The 19,309-nt window shown below is 50.9% G+C and carries 14 protein-coding genes; 5 read left to right on the plus strand and 9 right to left on the minus strand.

Going from position 1 to position 19,309, the window contains the following annotated elements; translation table 11 throughout:
- Window positions 1-216 precede the first annotated feature (216 nt).
- Window positions 217-1,722 (minus strand): HD-GYP domain-containing protein, encoded by a 1,506-nt coding sequence (locus ACPV3A_RS27140; RefSeq protein ID WP_194540788.1) that lies wholly within the window; start codon window positions 1,720-1,722, stop codon window positions 217-219.
- Window positions 1,723-2,373: 651 nt separating this feature from the next.
- On the opposite strand from ACPV3A_RS27140, the gene ACPV3A_RS27145 reads away from it, so the two are divergent.
- On the plus strand, window positions 2,374-6,873 hold the full coding sequence (locus tag ACPV3A_RS27145; RefSeq protein WP_426202491.1) for a WIAG-tail domain: 4,500 nt from the start codon (window positions 2,374-2,376) through the stop codon (window positions 6,871-6,873).
- A 100-nt stretch (window positions 6,874-6,973) separates the two neighbouring features.
- Here the strand turns inward: ACPV3A_RS27145 and ACPV3A_RS27150 are convergent, their stop codons facing one another.
- The 5 genes from ACPV3A_RS27150 to ACPV3A_RS27170 form a co-directional block, all read right to left on the minus strand.
- Window positions 6,974-7,723, minus strand: coding sequence for an ABC transporter permease (locus ACPV3A_RS27150; RefSeq protein ID WP_194540785.1), 750 nt, complete (start codon window positions 7,721-7,723; stop codon window positions 6,974-6,976).
- Window positions 7,724-8,485, minus strand: coding sequence for an ABC transporter ATP-binding protein (locus ACPV3A_RS27155; RefSeq protein WP_194540784.1), 762 nt, complete (start codon window positions 8,483-8,485; stop codon window positions 7,724-7,726).
- A gap of 169 nt (window positions 8,486-8,654) precedes the next feature.
- On the minus strand, window positions 8,655-8,996 hold the full coding sequence (locus ACPV3A_RS27160; protein WP_194540783.1) for a DUF1048 domain-containing protein: 342 nt from the start codon (window positions 8,994-8,996) through the stop codon (window positions 8,655-8,657).
- 71 nt (window positions 8,997-9,067) lie between these two features.
- On the minus strand, window positions 9,068-9,388 hold the full coding sequence (locus tag ACPV3A_RS27165; protein WP_071222099.1) for a PadR family transcriptional regulator: 321 nt from the start codon (window positions 9,386-9,388) through the stop codon (window positions 9,068-9,070).
- Between the two features lie 421 nt (window positions 9,389-9,809).
- Window positions 9,810-11,060, minus strand: coding sequence for an MFS transporter (locus ACPV3A_RS27170; RefSeq protein WP_339295503.1), 1,251 nt, complete (start codon window positions 11,058-11,060; stop codon window positions 9,810-9,812).
- 326 nt (window positions 11,061-11,386) lie between these two features.
- On the opposite strand from ACPV3A_RS27170, the gene ACPV3A_RS27175 reads away from it, so the two are divergent.
- Together ACPV3A_RS27175 and ACPV3A_RS27180 are read left to right on the plus strand one after the other, a co-directional pair.
- Complete coding sequence (locus ACPV3A_RS27175; protein WP_426202495.1) at window positions 11,387-11,905, plus strand: sigma-70 family RNA polymerase sigma factor; 519 nt, start codon at window positions 11,387-11,389, stop codon at window positions 11,903-11,905.
- Complete coding sequence (locus ACPV3A_RS27180) at window positions 11,902-12,750, plus strand: hypothetical protein (protein ID WP_426202497.1); 849 nt, start codon at window positions 11,902-11,904, stop codon at window positions 12,748-12,750. Before ACPV3A_RS27175 ends, ACPV3A_RS27180 begins: the two co-directional genes overlap by 4 nt.
- Before the next feature lie 133 nt (window positions 12,751-12,883).
- Here ACPV3A_RS27180 and ACPV3A_RS27185 read toward each other — a convergent pair whose 3' ends face one another.
- From ACPV3A_RS27185 to ACPV3A_RS27195, 3 genes are all read right to left on the minus strand, one after another.
- Window positions 12,884-13,945, minus strand: a complete 1,062-nt coding sequence (locus ACPV3A_RS27185; RefSeq protein WP_426202499.1) for an NAD(P)-dependent alcohol dehydrogenase — start codon at window positions 13,943-13,945, stop codon at window positions 12,884-12,886.
- Between the two features lie 39 nt (window positions 13,946-13,984).
- Window positions 13,985-15,661 (minus strand): glycoside hydrolase family 13 protein, encoded by a 1,677-nt coding sequence (locus ACPV3A_RS27190; RefSeq protein WP_426202501.1) that lies wholly within the window; start codon window positions 15,659-15,661, stop codon window positions 13,985-13,987.
- A 291-nt stretch (window positions 15,662-15,952) separates the two neighbouring features.
- Window positions 15,953-18,205: an ATP-binding cassette domain-containing protein gene (locus tag ACPV3A_RS27195; protein ID WP_220686650.1), complete on the minus strand. Its 2,253-nt coding sequence runs from the start codon at window positions 18,203-18,205 to the stop codon at window positions 15,953-15,955.
- A gap of 286 nt (window positions 18,206-18,491) precedes the next feature.
- Here ACPV3A_RS27195 and ACPV3A_RS27200 point away from each other — a divergent pair, with 286 nt between their 5' ends.
- A complete protein-coding gene (locus ACPV3A_RS27200) occupies window positions 18,492-19,067 on the plus strand; it encodes a 5' nucleotidase, NT5C type (protein WP_426202504.1) in 576 nt (191 codons plus the stop codon).
- Window positions 19,068-19,298, plus strand: coding sequence for a hypothetical protein (locus tag ACPV3A_RS27205; protein ID WP_071222107.1), 231 nt, complete (start codon window positions 19,068-19,070; stop codon window positions 19,296-19,298).
- The last annotated feature ends 11 nt before the right edge of the window (window positions 19,299-19,309 follow it).

Genomic DNA, 19,309 nt, shown 5'->3' on the forward strand with positions numbered 1-19,309 from the left:
AACATGCAGACGAACCGCCTCTTTCTTGATCTCTTCCGAATACGTTTTATACTTTTGTCCCTTAATTGCCATACAAAAATGCACCCCCTAGAATTTCATCGGATAAACCAGGGGTTTATTCCAATGTCCATTCTAAGGGGTGCACTTCATGCACAGGTACGGTCTCTTCTCATTCCTATCCATAGAATCAGCTGCGATTCCCTGCTTATCCACCTACTAGCGGATCGTAATGACCTTCTTCTCCGCTTTCATATATTTAACGAATATGCCCGCATAATCGGGGTCCCACTGGGTTCCCCTGCCGGCTTCCAGTATGTTCAAGGCATCCGCCGATTTCATGCCGCTGCGGTACGGCCTGTCCGACGTCATGGCATCATAGGCATCGGCCACGGCAATAATCCGTCCAAACAACGGAATCTCCTTCCCCTTCAACCCGTCAGGATACCCGCCTCCATCATAGCGCTCATGATGGGACCGTACCCCTTCCAGATAAGGAGCCATGGCATCGGCAGGCTCGATTTGCAGCAGAATGTTCTCTCCTTGAGCCGGGTGGGCCTTTACCTGATCGAACTCCTCTGCCGTCAGTTTCCCTTCCTTCAGCAAAATATTGTCCCGAACTCCGATCTTGCCGATATCATGCAGCAATGCCGTCTTGTGCAGCAGATCAACCTGCTCTTCGCTGAGTCCCGCCAGACGGCCGATTAACACCGAATACTCCGCTACCCGAAGCGAATGGCCGGCCGTGTAAGGATCTCTGGCATCCAGCGCCGCTGCCAGGGCGGCAAAATAACTGTCCAGCAGCTTGCGGTTTCGCTCCTCGCGCACCTGCAGCCCGCGAACCATCATATTGAAACCCGCGATCAGATTGGAAAATTCATCAGAATAGAGATTGGAGGTCTGAATCAGACGCCCCTCCTTAATCTCATTCATCGCCCGGTACAGCTGCCGGATCGGCCGCTGTAAATCCTGGGTCAAGAGCCAGGCGCCGATATAAGCAAAACCGACGCCAAGCAGCAATATAAATCCCGCCCAGCCCCAGTACTGCTGAGCTACGATCTGGCTGAGCCCCTCCAGACGAATCTGGACCGCCAGACTAAACAAAAACAGCGGAAAAGTGCCGATTAACATCGTGCTGAGCAAAAATTTTGTCCGAATCGCCATGAATACATGGCCCTCAAGGGAGAAGTCCACGCCATAACGAGATAACGCCTGCCGCCGAATCTCCTTGATCAATGGGCGAATGGCGGCTATCGTCAGAAAAAATTCGATCATGGCGTGACAGCTGGCTAGCAGGACCGCCCCCAGGCAAGCCAGCCATATATAGAACGGCGAAAAATTCAGTTTGCCCTGCTCCATCATCCAAACCGTCAGCAGAATGGCCGGAAGCGACAAGCCGAGCAGATGAGGTCCGAATATACGGTATACCGCCAAACGCGGCATACGGTGTATGCTCAAATATGCTTTTTCCAACGTTTCCAAATCCGTATGGCCTTCATGGAACCCCGCGTGAATCGGTCGTAAATGCCGAAGAAAGACGGTCAGCTCGGACGCAATCATCACCATGAATGAAATGGTCAGTATGACCACAAGGCGCGCGCCTTCCTCAATAGGAATTTCCAGAGTCGTTACCATTAATACGCCACCCACAACAAGCACAGCTGCAATGGACCCGATCATATAGTTCCGGATTAGCTGTTTAAGAAAAGACTTATACAGTTGCATCGTTCGCCTACTTTCATTAACAGATAATAAACATCGGCAAGGCAGGTGTGAATCCGAACGTATTCGACATGATGCTACAACTTAAGATCCCAACAGCAGAATTTGCAAGAAAAAACTGTTAATATGAATATCGTTGGATTTCCAGAAAAAATCAAGCGTTTTTGCATAACATTCTAATATACATTTGAATATCTTTGCTTATTACGAGTACCTGTGCTATAATAAGTAATTGTTATATGAAGTTTAACCCCGTTAGTTCCTCGAAACATGGTTATTTACATCTCTGTTGAAGTGCAAATTCCTATTTTATGACCCTAAGAGTAAGAGTTTTATGGAACGGATTTCTGATTCACACTGGCGCGGTCATCGGAGCCGCAAGGACGAAAGAGAGGCAGGGCTTTTGTCGTTTTAGAAGCAAAGATTCTTGAAGAAACTTCAAATACGGAACCGACTGTACAGCCGTTACCGGCCGTCAGGGGTTAAATTTTATATGTGCTTTCTAGCGCTCAATCAAGGACTCGGCCTTTGGCCGGGTCCTTTTCCATGTTACGCTGCCCTTTCGTTTGTCGAATCCCAAAAGACCAGTGACAGCCGCCTAAACGGCTGCATATGATACCGGAGACGATGAGTATTCGGAAGGAGCGTGTTGTTTTGAAGAAAAAGAAGAAAAGCCCATCATCTTCCTCTTCCCAGCCCTACAGGGTAGATCCCACTACGAGGGAACTCGATCTGCTCGAGCGAAATAAAGGACGCAGCCCAAAAAAAGATAAAGATGCCCACATTCTTTCAGCAGCAACCATTATGGATCTGGATGAGGATCTTATCGGCATCATGGAATTAAAACAAGAAGAAAAAGAAAACAAAGAAAACATCCCATTATCGAGATCTGACGAAGATTCCAGCTTACCTACAGAAGAGGCTGTAGCCGCTGACACCCTGACCGTGCCTACCGATCCCCCCTCCCTTCCCGAGATGGAGATCGAGCATGTGCAGCTGATTATGGAGAAGGAAATGCCTGAAATTAAGGGCGCATTCATATATACAGAGGATATAGGGGAATATGCGGTAACCGAAAGCCGGATCGCTTCGAGAGCAGTCACAGCATCCAAGCTGTCGCGTGGTGCCGTTGGGCCTGAAGCCATACAAGACTACAGCATCACCAGTCTGCACATTGCCGACGAAGCCGTGACCTCAGGAAAAATTGCGCCATTATCGGTCACGGGTGAACATCTAATGGATGGCATCTTATCTACGCGCAAGTTTCGAGACGGTTCCGTGAATGCCAGCAAGATCAAGGATGGCAGTATAACCTCGCAGAAGCTGGCAGACCACGCCGTAGTTAGCGATAAAATCGCGGATGGGGCTATTACTGCACGTCATCTTCAACAGCTTCTCGTGACAACCGACCTGCTCGAAGACCAAGCGGTTCAAGGAGACAAAATCGCATCCAGCGCCGTAGAAACCCGACATCTCGCTAATGAGAGCGTCCATAGCTCCAAGCTTGCAGAGGATGCAGTCACTTCGACCAAAATCCGTGAAGGTGCCGTAACAGGAAAAAAAATCGCCGATGACGCCATCTCAGCGTCCCACATAAAACCGCAAAGCATCGAAAGTAAGCATTTGGCAAGCGAAGCTGTAACTGCAGAGCATATTGCTGCCGGCAGCATCGGGTCAGGCCTAATTGCAGATGGTGCCATCAATGCCGGACATATTGAAGAAGGCTCGCTCAGCGCCCGCCATTTAGCGGACGGAGCCATAGGATCAGAGCAAATCCGGCCTGGCTCTATCGGTTCCGATCAGATCAGCATCAATGCAGTATCCGCCCGCCATCTGGCTGATTCCAGTGTCACAAGCTCCAAGCTTGCCGATCAATCCGTCCATACGGTGAAGCTGGTGGAACAGGCGGTGACGGCTTCGAAAATCGCGGATCAGAGCATACTTCCTAACAAAATTGCCAATGAAGCCGTCCAAACGCGTCATCTGGCTAAGGGCACGGTGGAATCGGACCAAATTGCATCGAATGCCATTCAAACCCGGCATCTCGCTGCGGATGCAGTAAACGCCGAGCACATTGCCGAGGGCAGCATCTTACCTAAGCATCTCGCGCCTCAAAGCGTCATAGGGCGCGCCATTCATCCCAAAACGATAGCGGAGCAGCATCTGGCTGACGGAGCGATCGGAAAACAGCATCTTCAACCCGCATCCGTCGGAGAAGAGACGCTGGCCCCTGAGAGCGTGACGAGCCAAAAGCTTGCGCTTGGATCGGTTGGCGGAGCCATTATTGCTAAGCATGGCGTGACCTCCGGCAATATTGCCAGTGAGGCCATTCAGCAGCAGCATCTGTCAGGGGGCAGTGTAGGCGCCGAAGCTCTGCAAAACGGTGCGGTTCGCGAGCAGCATCTGGCCGATGGCTCTATTGCCAGCCGTCATCTGCAGAAGGGAAGCGTACGGACTCAAGCGCTCGCCCAGGGTGCGGTAACGACAGATAAAATTGCCGCAGGCAGCATCGCGGAGTCCTCGATCGGCGATGGGGTTATTGCGCCTCGACATCTGGGGGACCACGCCGTAACCTCACCGAAGCTGTCTCCGGAAAGCGTGACCACGGATAAACTGACAGACCTTGCCGTAACTTCTAATAAACTGGCTGAGAGCAGTGTCTCTGCTGGCAAAATAGCTCCAAAGGCCGTTCAATCCACTCATCTCTCGCCGAGTGCGGTGACTTCCGAAGCAATTCAGAACAAGGCCGTTACTTCGGAAAAAATCGCTCCGCAAGCTGTAGAGGGCGCACATCTGGGACTGGAATCCATCCTGGGCAAACATATCGTGCAGGAAGCTATTCATGGTTATCACTTGAAGAAAAAATCCATCATGTTAAGCCATTTGGCCGATGAAAGCCGCTCGGCGGAAGCGTTGTTTGCCGACGGCAGCATACCGGGCGTAAAAATCGGGTCGCAATCGATTACGGAAGCCCATCTCTCGCCTTCGTCGGTCTCGGGATCCGCGCTGCAGGCGAACGCCGTGAGTGGTGACAAGATCAAGCCTCTTTCCATTTCAGCAGTGCATCTGCAAGAAGCGAGCGTCCAGTCTGACCATCTGGGCGTGGATATTGTGAAGTCACAGCATATGGATGAAGGATCGGTGACTGGACGCCATCTTGCTTCCGGCTCTGTCAATGCCCGGCACATTCAAGCCGAAAGCATAGAGTCCGCACATATCACGAACGACGCTGTCCTTCCTGAGCATATCGCCGGAGAGTCGATCCAGAGCGGACATCTTGCCGAAGGCGCTGTGAACTCCAAGCATATTGAGTTATTCTCGATTCAAAGCCATCACCTGGCGCCGTACTCGATCAACGCAGCGCATCTTGGAAATCAGTCTGTCGGTCATGTCCACCTGCAGCCGGACAGCGTTGGCGTCGATCAATTGCAGCCGGGGGCCGTAAAATCGAGGCAGCTGGCGGAGGGTGCCGTTCTTCCCCATCACCTGCAAATTTCCAGCATCGGTTCGCAGCATATCGAAGCCGGCGCAATCACAACGGAACTTGTGCAGGACGGTGGAATTACAGGCAGCAAGATTGCTGACGATTCCATCACCGGCAAGCACGTTGCTGAAGGATCGCTGACGGGCGCACAGATTGCTGACGGAGCCATCGGCTGCAAGCATCTTGGACCGGATGCTTTCGATAACTTCACGTTAGCCGAAGGATCGGTTACTGGCAGCAAAATTGCTGAGGCTTCCATCACTGGATTGCATGTAGCTGAAGGTTCGCTTACTGGTACCCAGATTGCCGACGGGGCCATCGGCAGCAAGCATCTCGGACCGGATGCCTTCAATAACTTCGCGTTAGCCGAAGGATCGGTTACTGGCAGCAAAATTGCTGAGGCTTCCATTACAGGCGCTCACATTGCTGACGGCTCCCTCACTGGAGCGCAGATTGCCGACGGAGCCATCGGCAGCAGGCACCTCGGACCGGATGCCTTCAATAACTTCACGTTGGCCGAAGGATCGGTTGACGGCAGCAAGATTGCCGAGGCTTCCATCACGAGCGCGCACATTGCTGACGGCTCCCTCACTGGATTGCAAATCGCCGACGGAGCCATCGGCTGCAAGCATCTTGGACCGGATGCCTTCAATAACTTCACGTTGGCCGAAGGATCGGTTACTGGCAGCAAAATTGCTGAGGCTTCCATCACTGGATTGCATGTAGCTGAAGGTTCGCTTACTGGTATCCAGATTGCCGACGGGGCCATCGGCAGCAAGCATCTCGGACCGGATGCCTTCAATAACTTCGCGTTGGCCGAAGGATCGGTTACTGGCAGCAAGATTGCTGAGGCTTCCATCACTGGATTACATGTAGCTGAAGGTTCGCTTACTGGTACCCAGATTGCCGACGGGGCCATCGGAAGCAAGCATCTCGGACCGGATGCCTTCAATAACTTCGCGTTGGCCGAAGGATCTGTTGACGGCAGCAAGATTGCCGAGGCTTCCATTACGAGCGCGCACATTGCTGGCGGCTCCGTCACTGGAGCGCAAATTGCCGACGGGGCCATCGGAAGCAAGCATCTTGGACCGGATGCCTTCAATAACTTCACGTTGGCCGAAGGATCGGTTGACGGCAGCAAGATTGCAGAGGCCTCCATCACGAGCACGCACATTGCTGACGGCTCACTTACCGGAGCGCAAATTGCCGACGGAACCATCGGCAGCAAGCATCTCGGGCCGGATGCCTTCAATAACTTCACGTTGGCCGAAGGCTCCATTGATAGCGATAAACTTGCAAACGGCGCCGTCACAAGCGCCCATCTGGCCGACGGAGCCGTTACCGGACAACAATTGGCTAAAGGTGCCCTAACGGCAGAACATTTAAGCTTTGCGCCAATACGCAGCGCAGCCGGCCAGCCGAAGCTGCAGCAATTCGGCATGACGCCTTTTGTATTTGGAGCTGAAGCCTTGACCGAGGTGACCGTCCAATTCGAGGAGGCTTTTGCTGGGATCAACTATATCATTGTGGGAATGAGCAACAATCCTGGCTTCCAGATCTCCTTGAAATCCCAGCGTGAGGATGCCGCCGTCCTAGAAGTAAGCCGCCAGCCTAACTGCAATCTCGCCTATGGTTTCATGTCCTGGATAGCCATCGGCCCTTCACGATAACAACATAGCAATCCAAAAAAAAGGCTCTCCCCTGCATAACAAGGGAGGGCCTCTTTCACTAGCGGCTGACTATTGATATGGCTATTTCATCATGGTGTACTTACCCTAACTGGCGTTTAAATTGTTTACTGGCGAAGAAGTAAGCGATGACCATGATGCCGACGCACCAGCCAAGCGCAACCCAGATCCCGTTCCCAACAGACCCTTCATACAAGAGGGAACGAATCGTATTCACGATAGATGTCACGGGTTGGTTCTCAGCAAACGCCCGAACCATTTTAGGCATGGTTTCGGTGGGGACAAAGGCCGAACTGATAAACGGCAGGAAAATCAGCGGATACGAGTAGGCTGTCGCCCCTTCCATAGACTTCGCTGTCAATCCAGGGATGACCGCCAGCCATGTCAGCGCCAGCGTAAACAACCCTAGTATCCCCGCTACCGCAAGCCAATCCAGGATACTCGCGCTTGAACGGAAGCCCATCAGCAGCGCGACAAGGAAAACCACAACAACAGTAAGTGCATTAGAAACTAGCGAGGTCAACACGTGAGCCCACAATATCGAAGAGCGCTTGATGGGCATGGTAACGAAACGCGCCATCAACCCGCTTTTTATATCCGTAAACAGCCGCAGTGAAGTGTAAGCGACGCCGGATGCGACAGCCATCAGCAGGATTCCCGGCAATAAATAATTGACGTAGTTGTTCGTACCTGTCTCTATGGCACCGCCAAATACGTAGACAAACAGCAGCATCATCATAATCGGCGTAATCGCCACCGTGATAATCGTATCCGGGCTGCGCAAGATGTTGCGCATTAAACGCCCTAGTAATGTCCCTGTTTTGTTTTTCATTTACATCGCCTCCTTGTTGCCGATGATCGCGAGGAAAATTTCCTCCAATGTCGGCTGCTTCTCAATGTATTCCACTTTCGCTGGCGGGAACATCGCCTTGAGTTCGGCAAGCGTACCGGTCGTGATGATTTTTCCGCTATGCAAGATGGCGATACGATCAGCCAGCTGTTCGGCTTCCTCCAGATACTGGGTCGTCAGCAAGATGGTCGTGCCGCCGCCGGCAAGCTCCTTGACGGTATCCCAGACTTCAATTCGCGCTTCGGGATCAAGCCCTGTCGTCGGTTCGTCGAGAAAAATGACGGCTGGCGTCCCGATCAGGCTCATGGCGATGTCAATCCGGCGCTTCATCCCGCCGGAATACTGGTCTGCCCGGCGATTAGCCGCATCGGTCAGGCTGAATCTTGCAAGCAGATTGTCGGCAACTTGAGCAGGATTGGAAACTCCCCGCAACTTGGCGATCATCATCAGGTTTTCCCGCCCGGTGAGCATACCGTCCAAAGCTGCAAACTGCCCTGTCAGACTAATGCTCTGGCGAACATGATCCGGTTGACGCTGGACGTCAAAGCCGCAAATACCTACTTCCCCGCCATCGGGCTTCATCAGCGTCGAGAGGATATTGACTGTCGTCGTCTTGCCCGCTCCATTGGAGCCCAGCAGTGCGAAAATTTCGCCGCGCTGCACCTCAAAATCCACCCCCTTTAAGACTTCTTTGTCTTTAAAGGATTTTTTTAACCCTTTTACAGAAATCGCTGCATTTCTCATATTTTATCCTCCTTATAATAAGCGCCTTGCGGAGCTGGATTGCCTACACTCATCTATTTAGTATGACTGATAATCTGTATAACTTACTACCAGGTCAAAAATTAACTGAATAGCGAAGGCGGTAAGTCACATTTGATAACCAGCTAATCAGTCGTATTATCTATTGGAGTTATTTTTTTCCCAATCGGTTCAAGATATCCTGATTCAAATCTTCCCGATACTTGGCTACATAGGTTTTAGCGTTTGCCACTAGTTCATCGGCAAAGGACGCCACGTCGTCACCAGTGATCTCCAGCACTTGTCTGCCATCGGCCGCACCGGCTTCGAACAACTCGATTAATTCATACTGCATGTGCAGCATATCCATCCCGTTGCCCGTTGAGAAATTCCACATGTAGTTTTGAATTTTCTTAAACACAAACTGGTAATCCTCTGGAAGAGCTTCAACCCGTGCCATCATCATTTTGTACTCTTTTTTATCACCAATCATTTTTTTGAACATTTCCAACATATTATTTTCCCTCCTTTTATATAAAGCTGAACAAGGCACCACACAAATATCGGACGGAATATCTTATGAAGCTAATTTGACTTCAAGACGTTGATTTTGGAGGATAAGAAATCCCATTTTTCCCAAAACAATTCAAGCTCCTGACGGCCCGCCTCATTAAGTGAGTAAAACTTGCGCGGCGGCCCCATATCTGACGGTTTCTTTTCAATGTTCACCAGCTTTTTCTTTTCTAACCGCACGAGTATGGTGTAGACCGTCCCTTCCACGACTTCGGTAAAGCCAAGCTCGTTCAGACGGCGGGTAATCTCATAGCCATAGGTTTCACGGCGGCTGATGATTTCCAGCACGCAGCCTTCCAGCGAACCCTTCAGCATTTCAGTTAAATTTTCCATATTGGAAAGCCTCCTTTATTTCGTCCCTCCCCTATTCAGTATTACCTATATTCAGTATAACATAGTACTAAGGGAATTTTTTACTTAATAGCATTTGGAAAAACACGCTATTATGTATTACTCATTACATGTACATTGTAATACTAAGTAGTAAGGGATGTCAACAATTTCTTTAAAATATTTTTGCAACCTCATTGCTCAGTGTTGTCGGTATTCAGTGTGACCTACTACAGGTATATCGTAATACGTAGTAGATGGATTGTCAACCGGATTCTCGAAAGATTTTCAAAACTAGTATGGCCCCGCGATTATTAAGGTTTCACGTTCAGTAAACCGTATTGATGATGCTTGCTGTAGCTCGTGTCCGGATCCATTTATGCATGCAAAAAAGACGAGCCTTAAGCTCGCCTTTTTTTAATGATTATTCGATGCCGATCCGTCCTTGTTCAAGCCCCTCCCCTGACTCCGGCAATCTCGTTCGTATCCGTAATGCGTAGCATCCCGAGATGAACAGCACCGTGGCAGCGATGATATACGTAGCCCGAACGCCGAATTCATCGGTTATGAAACCAAATAACAGGGTGGATAAGCCGAATACCAGCGAAACTAGCGCGCTTTGGGCAGCGTACACTTTCGGCAATACATGGACAGATACGCCCCGCTGCAGTGTAGTCTGAAGCGAGACTGCCTTAAGCTGTTCAAAAACGCCGAAGCCTGCCGAGAACACCAGGGCCAGCCAAGGCACCGAGGTCAATCCAAAACCGAACGTCATGATACTGATGCCGAAGGAAGAGCAGATAACGAACTTGCGGATGTTGCGGTCGATCAGCCCTGCGCCTCTCATGCCAAACAGTCCGCCCAGCATAAGTCCCAGGAAAAAGCTTGCGTTGATATATCCCCACCATGCCTCTTCCCTGTGCAGCACATCGGCTACATACACGTAGATGGTCGCCGCGATCCAAATCACGCCCGCCATCGTCTCCAATACATAAATCACGTGAATCGCCCGAATAGAAGGCTGTTTCCAAATGAGTGTCCACCCTTCCTGAATGGAACGCCAATTCGAAACGCGCGCCTTCTCATTCTGTTCCGGAGTGGATTCATGCCGATCCTCGATCATCTTCATGCAGACAGCGGCTGCCAGGGACAGGGAAAAGGTCAGCCATATCACCTTGCTTCCGCCCAAGGCTGCGACCAGCAGTCCCCCAACGGCCCAGCCTCCCAGTTGGATCAACTGATCCACGATGGCAACAAAGCTGTTTGCTTTCGTCAGCTCAGCGGCATCCACCAGACGCGGCAGCATGGCATGACTTGCAGGTGCAGCCCAGCCATCGAGCAGAGAGATGAGGAATACGAATCCGAGAATTGCATAAACCGTCACCTCCTGCTCTCCCAGCACATAGCAGGTTACCAACAGCAGAAACAGCATGGCCGTTTTTCCGATCTGAGACGAAGCAAGCAGTGACTTGAGGCTGTATTTATCCATCAATACGGGTGCAAAGCTCCCGCTTATAAACCGAGCCATCGTCGTGAGAAAGGGTACCATAGCCATCAGCATGGCAGATCCTGTAATCTCATGGATCATAGCCATCAGACCGACAATGTAAAATAAATCGCCGCTATTGGCGAGCGCCTGACCGATCCAGAGATATCGAAAAGATTTCCTCTTCATCTTTCTACCCCAATTCTGTATTTAGTTGTTTGGGTTAGGGTAGAAAAACCTACATGTTCTGGCCTCCGTACATTTTATATGGTTAATATAGTAACACCGTTAACGACTTCTGTTAAGATCACGGATTATTTTTTTCAAGCGATTCAGATGGTATATCTCACCAATCCGTAACTTTTTTATCCCCGGTTAAAACTATTTGGCCTCCTCCACGGTCTAATGATCAGTCAAGTGCACTCAAGTACTTGAGCATGATCCAATCCGGCCAATGAATGAATAGATGAAACGAATTCGTGCCATGACATGAATACTATTGCTAGTAGTTAGGGGTGAGTGAACTGAGAGCGAAAGAGTCGAAGCAGCAACAGTTCAGCGAAAGTATGGAGAAATGCAAAAACAAGTTATACCGGGTAGCCTATTGCTATGTCAAAAATGAACAGGAGGCACTGGATATCGTCTCCGAGGCAACCTATAAGGGATATCTCGCTTACGAGCGGATGAACACGCCGCAGTATTTTGATTCCTGGATGACCCGGATCGTCATTAACGCTGCCATCGACCATCTCGGTCGCAAGAAGCGGGTTACTTATATGGAAGATCAGACGCAGGACTATGCAGCCGCAGAGCATGCCGTACCGCTGGAAGAGAAGATGGATCTGTACGATGCGCTGGACAGACTGCTGCCAGAGGAGAAAACCTACATGATTTTGAAGTTTTTTGAAGACCTGCGCTTTCGAGAAATGGCGGATGTGCTATCCGTGTCCGAAAGTACCGTCAAGACCAGGTTTTATCGTATTATCGGAAAATTAAAATCATACCTAATCGAGGGAGAGGTCGATAGCCTATGACAGGAAAAGAACGCTACGAACACATTGAAATCCCCGCCCAGCTAACCGGCGTTATTGATGCTGCACAGAAAAAGGCTGCTGCCCGCAAACGCTCCATGCGCTTGACGAGATACTCTTCCGTTGTTGCAGCTGCCGTTGCCCTGCTATTCGTGGTCAACATCCCGACGGTGGCCAACGCCCTATCCAAAGTCCCTGTGGTGGGCAGCATCGTTCAGGTTCTGCAGTTCGGGGGCGGAGGCGAGCGGACCGACGGCGTTACCGTGGGCACGGAGGCTTCCGAAGACGTACTAAAAATTCAATTTGACCAGGAAGGCAAGTCCGTTTCCAGTGTCCCGGCCTACACGGTGGATCATCGGGATGCGCCAAACCGCCTGATCTTCACGTTTAACGGAGTACGGAATTTTGATTATGAAACCCTCAAGAAAGACATGCTGGCTCTGCCACTGGTGAAGGATGTCTATGAGAATGTGATTCTGGACGACTCGGCCATGCGTTTTGTCGTTGAACTGAAGGATGGCGTGAAGCATACCGTATCCGAATATAAAGACCCCGGCTATATTGAGCTGAAGCTCACTTCGACCGGAGAGCCGGTCACCCCGCGCGAGGTCTTCTATATCCGCAGTGAAGCCATGCCGCAAGGGGAATCCCTTGCCATCCTTGAAGAGATTTATATGGAAGACGACGTGACCTTCATTAAGACGGCCAGCGATGACTTCATCGCGGTCATCGGCGGGTTCGATACCCGCGAGGAAGCCGAGCAGAAACTCGGCGAAATTACGGCCCGCGACAGCTACGGCGATGATCTCCGCATCGACAGCTGGATGAGTAATGAACGCCCGAACTAACCGGTAACACGAAAAAAAGCACCGCTCCGACAAAAGTGTTGGAGCGGTGCTTTTTGATGATGGTCCATTACGCTGCATTGGCGCGTTTATTACACGACAGCTCCGGAAGCGACTCTCCAGGCCGCGAACCACCTTAAGCGTTTGGATGAGGATAGATCATGACTTTTACGCTGGTGTCCTTGTGCGTGCGAGCAAGCTCTACGGCTTCCTCGATCTGATCCAAGGAAAATTGGTGGGTGATGATATCGCGTATGCGGCTGGCCTTGTTTTGCAGCATCTGAATAGCCGCCGGGTACGTGTTTGCGTAGCGGAACACGCCATATACATCCAGCTCGGCGTCAACCAAAGCGCCAATATCAACCGGGATCGCATCCTTTGTGGGCAGACCTACAAACACGATCCGGCCTCCCCGGTTCACATAACCAATCGAATCCGCGATGGCCCCGGCGTTGCCCGACGTTTCAATAATAAGATCAATGCCATTGCCGTCCGTCAGTTCGTTCAATCGCTGCGAAACGGATTCGCCCATCGGATTGATCACGCCGGAGGCTCCCATCTGCAGGGCCAGATCAAGCCGGTATTCCACGACGTCGCTGCCATATACCTGAGAGGCTCCGGACATTTTGGCCGCCTCCATGGCAAGCAAGCCAATCGGCCCCAGTCCGAGCACGAGCACCCGGTCCTCTGGCCGGATACGCCCCCGTCGTACGGCATGGAGTCCTACGGACAGCGGTTCAAGCAAAGCGCCTTCCTCAAAGGACATTTCATCCGGCAGCCGGAACAGGAAGTCGCTTCGCACCGCAACGTATTCGGCCCAAGCCCCGTCAACCGGCGGGGTTGCCATAAATACAACATCCGGACACAGGTTGTAACGTCCGCTTTTACAATAAGAGCAGCGCCCGCACGTTACGCCCGGTTCCACGGCCACGCGGTCACCAACGGAGACATTTCTTACCTTCTCCCCCGTCCTTACCACAACGCCGGCAAGCTCATGCCCCAGAATCAGCGGTTCCTTCACCTCATACCTGCCAATCCGTCCATGCTCATAGTAATGCACGTCCGAGCCGCATATGCCGATGCAGTACACCTGAATCAAGGCTTCATCCGGCTTCGGCTCGGGAATGGGAACCTGCTTCACCCCGATGGATAACGGGCGATCAAGAACGGCGGCAGACATCATATTGAATTGTGACAAGCTGCTTTCACCTCTCATCTCAAGAAATCGCTTACCCACTTAGTTTACACGATAAACTATCGCTTCATAAGGGTGTAGCGCGAATTCGTCGAAGCTTCGGTCCGAGCGCTCGTAATTCGAGAGTACAACTTCCGGTTGATGCTCACTCCATTCCGCCGGGAACTGAAAATCCGGTGTTCCGCTATAAAAGTTGAGAACAATCAAGTACGTCTCGTTCCCGAACGATCTGGAATAGGCGAAAATTTCTGAATGCTCTTTAAGCACGGCTTCATATTTTCCGTAGATCAGCGCCTCACTGGATTTGCGCAGTCGGATCAAGGCTTTATAGTAATTCAGAATGGAGTCGGGATCGGTTAGCTGCTGCTCTACGTTGATTTCATGATAATTCGGATTGCAGCGGATCCACGGCACAACCGTTGAGAAGCCGCCATAGAGCGTGTCATCCCACTGCATCGGCGTTCTTGCATTGTCCCTAGCCCGGTACGCGATTCTACGCATCGTCTCGGACACGTCTTTCCCGTCCAGAAGCCGCTCGCGATAATAATTGTAGATCTCCACGTCCCGATAATCACTCAGCTCTGCAAACTCGACATTCGTCATTCCGATTTCCTGTCCCTGATAAATAAACGGCGTCCCCTGCATCAGCATAAAAAAAGTAGCCAGCATCTTAGACGATTCCTTATGATAATGGACCGGATCGCCAAAACGGGATACGGACCGCGGCTGATCGTGATTCTCCATATAGAGGGCATTCCAGCCCACGCCTTCAAGGCCCGTCTGCCATTTATGCATGATCTGCTTCAATTCGGCCAAGTCCCAGACCGCATAATCCCAGCGTCCTTCCAGTCCGAAATCAAGATTGACATGCTCAAATTGAAAAATCATGTTCAGCGACCCGTTCTCTTCCCCGATCCAGCGGTCTGCTTCCGCTATCGGAATGCCGCTCGCTTCGCCAACCGTCATAATGTCATAATGAGCGAACGCCTCGCGTTTGAATTGCTGAAGAAATTCATGGATGCCCGCGATATTCCGATGTCCGGGATTCGAGTCGACATAACGAAGGTGATTCGGATTCGGCATATCCGGCAAACCCGGAAGCTTCTTAATATGGGTAATCGCATCCACGCGGAAACCGTCAATCCCTTTATCCAGCCACCAACGGATCATCTTGACCAGATCATCCCTGACCGCCGGATTCTCCATGTTTAAATCAGGCTGCTTCTTGGAATAGAGATGGAGATAATATTGATCCGTTAACTCGTCATATTCCCAAGCGGAGCCGGTGAATACGGATTCCCAATTGTTCGGCTCCGCTCCATCCCTCGCATTCCGCCAGATATAGTAATCCCGCTTCGAATTGGTCCTTGAGGAACGGGATTCAATAAACCACGGATGTTCATCCGAGGTATGATTGAGCACCAGATCCATAATAAGCCGCATGCCGCGGTTATGGATTTCGGCCAGCAGCTGATCGAAGTCGGCCATGGACCCGAACTCCGTCATAATATCCTGATAATCGCTGATATCGTAACCGTTGTCGTTATTGGACGAACGATAGATGGGGCATACCCATATAACATCAATCCCGAGATCCTTCAAATAATCCAGGCGGGATATAACCCCTTGCAGATCCCCGATGCCGTCTTCATTCGAATCCATAAAGCTGCGCGGATAGATTTCGTAAGCAACGGCTTCTTTCCACCATACTTTCTGCATTGTCGTATCCCCCGTTTACAATAAAGATGCTGCTTATTTAGAAATGCGGACCGAGTCATTACACGTACATCATTAACCAACTTGGTCTGTCGCAGCATACAGTATTGCCGTTTAAGCGATCTTATAAGCCTAACAACCATAGAATAGCCATGCCGCGGGGGTATGCGGCATGGCCTTTGGCAAGTCCATTATAAAACTACGAAAAGCGAATCCTCCCTGCTCCCATGTTACATACTGCATGGGTTCGGTCAGACTCCGGTAAGAACCGGCCTTCGCTCCCTTGGATTCCTGCTAACCCCGTACATACTTCGCAGTCAGCGATTGTTCCGCCGTGATCAGTTCAGCAGGCGTTCCTTCGAACATGACCCTGCCTCCCCTGCTGCCGCCCTCGGGTCCGAGATCAATGATCCAGTCCGCCTGACGGATCACATCCAGATTGTGCTCGATCACGATCACCGAGCTGCCATTATCAACGAGCCGATTCATCATGTCCAGCAAATGCCCGACATCCGACATATGCAGTCCGGTCGTCGGCTCGTCCATCACGTAGATCTTTCCCTGCTTGTGCAGCTCGCTGGCCAGCTTGATGCGCTGGCTTTCGCCCCCGGACAGAGTGCTTAGCGGCTGTCCGAGGGTCAGATAGTGCAGGCCCACATCGTGCAAAGCCTCCAGCCGCCGCCTGATTTCTTTTTTCTCGAAAAAATCGAGCGCCTGCAGCACGGTCATATCCAGCACATCGGTAATCATTTTTCCATGGAGCTTATACTGCAGTACATCATCCTTAAAGCGCCTGCCGTCACAGGTGTCGCACGGAGACTTGATGCCTTCCATGAACGCCAGGTCCGTATAGATGAAACCAAGCCCGTGGCAGTCGGGGCAGGCCCCTTTGGAATTGAAGCTGAACAGGGATGGACTCTGATCGTTAGCTTTGGCGAACAAACTCCGGATGTCATCCATGATGCCCGTATAGGTAGCAGGATTGGAACGGATCGAGGTGCTGACGGCAGACTGGTCGATGACGACAGCCTCGGGATGCTGGGACAGGAAGGCGTGATGAATCAGCGAGCTCTTGCCTGACCCCGCTACGCCCGTGATCACGGTCAACACGCCTTCCGGGATATCCACCGTTACATTGTTCAGATTATGATGATTGGCATTGGCAATCCGCATCTGTCCTGTCGGTACCCGGAACTGTTCTTTCATCGGCATGAAACGTTTCATATACTGCCCGGTTAACGTAGAATCTTGGCTGCACAGCTGCTCAACCGTGCCCTCGAAGACAATTTCCCCTCCCCGGGTACCGGCATTCGGCCCCACGTCCACCACATGGTCGGCAATTTCAATCACGTCACGGTCATGCTCCACGACCAGCACCGTGTTGCCCTTGTCGCGAAGCTTCCTGAGCATGTCGTTCAGCCGGTGAACATCCCGTGGATGTAAACCCACGCTGGGCTCATCAAAAACATACATCATATCCGTCAAGCTGCTGCCCAGATGCCTAACCATCTTCACCCGCTGTGACTCGCCCCCGGAGAGCGTGGTCGTCTCCCGATTCAGCGTCAGGTAATCCAGCCCCATATCCATCAAGTGCTGCAGCCGCTCGGCCAAGCTGGCCACCATACTCGCAGCCACGGGCTCTTTGATATTCAGGATGACCTCTCTTAACTCCCCGATCTCCATAGCCGCACAATCGGCGATATTATAGCCGTTGATCCTGCAGCTTAATGCTGCTTGACTAAGCCGCGTCCCCTTGCATAAAGGGCATGTGCCATGCGTAATAAAATTTTTGACGTGATTCAAGGTGCGTTCCGACAATTCACTGCTGTCTCTCTGAATATAAAGCCGGTTAAACTTCAACACGAGACCTTCGAAGTCGGACTGTACCGGTCCTCCCTTGGACGGGAACGTTACCTTCCCCTCCTTGCCGTACAGGAAGAGATCCCATTCCGCTTCGGAATAGTCGGCCAGCTTCTTGTCGTTATCAAAGAAACCGGACATGGTGTAATTCTTCATATACCAGCTATCTACGGAGAAAATAGGGAATCGGACCGCTCCCTCATTCAAAGACTTGCTTGTATCCAGCAGTTTATTAAGATCCAGCTCAACCTTCCTGCCGATTCCCTGACATTCCGGACACATGCCTTGGGGATCGTTAAAAGAAAAGACGTTGGAATATCCCACAAACGGCTGTCCCACCCTGGAAAACAACAGACGGAGTATGGCGTACAGATCCGTAATCGTCCCTAGCGTGGATCGCGAATTGCCCCCCAGACGCTTCTGATCAATGACGATGGCCGTCGACAAGTTCTCGATCGAATCGACGTCCGGCTGACTGTGCCGTGGAAGCCGGTTGCGGACAAAAGCGGTAAACGTCTCATTCAGCAACCGCTGAGCTTCCGAGCTGATGGTATCGAACACGATGGACGATTTGCCCGACCCGGATACGCCGGTAAAGACCGTGATTTTTCGTTTAGGAATTTGCAGCGTCACATTCTTCAGGTTATTCTCTCTAGCTCCACGAATGTTGATATATTCTTGCTCCATGGCCGTTCCTCCCTTGTACCCTGTAGTGTTCTTATTATAAAAGGGTAATCATGACATGTACTGTCATAATGGATGAAGGCTTTATTAAGTTATTCCCGTAACCGCGAAATATCAGGAAGGTTGTTGCCGCATTAATGCTATACTTAGTTTATAATGAGTCAGGAGAAAGAAAATGTTACTCCCTCCCATTTTTGATTCCGGTTTGCCAACAAGCATCCTGTCCCTTACAATTTACGGAACATCATCGTTTCTTAGAATTCATGATTAACAGGAGAGTAATGACGATATGAGCAAAAAAATAGTCGCCATCGATATGGATGATACCATCTGCCATCTCATACCCAAGGCCATTCATTATCACAATCTGCAGTACAAGGATCCTCAGCTGACGCTGGATCAGATTACCGATTATAACCTGCACCAAATCTGGCATCCTGAATGCTCGGAGGAGTTTTTCTTCGGAAAGCCGGGTTTATATGAAGAACTTGAACTATTTGATGAATATACGATTGACGAAGTCCACAGAATGACGCATGATTATGACGTCATTGTTGTTACCGCAGCCCGCCCCTCCTCGGTGCCCGAGAAATGGAGATGGCTGCAGCGGCATATGCCTTTTATTCCGTTCGAGAATTTTTTCGTGGCCAAACGCAAGGATTTAGTGGAATTTGATCTTCTGATTGACGATGGTCCCCATAATGCGATTGCCGCCAGAAAAGCCGGAAAACAAACCATTCTGATTCCGCGTCCGTGGAACGCGCATATTCAGCATGAATTTTTTCTGAAGGATTCCTGGAAGGGAATGAACGAGCTAGTAGACCGCATTTTATCTGATTCTAACCATCAAGGGGATATGAAATAAATGAATACAGACCGCAATAGCCGGTACCTATCGCAAGACATCCATTTTTTCGCGGCCGCCTTATCGGAAACGGTGGTTTCCGTATGGGAAGAGGATCCCGCAAGCGTATACGTGGAGATCGAGCGGGGTTACATTGAATGCTACACACCGGATGTCGTCCGCATCCGCAACGAAGAGACAGGTTATCTGACGCACTACAGCCGTGACACCGCTATGTTTCAACGGATGTAAACCGATAAAGG

The organism is Paenibacillus sp. Dod16 (genome assembly GCF_049893405.1).
Lineage (GTDB): Bacteria > Bacillota > Bacilli > Paenibacillales > Paenibacillaceae > Paenibacillus_AQ.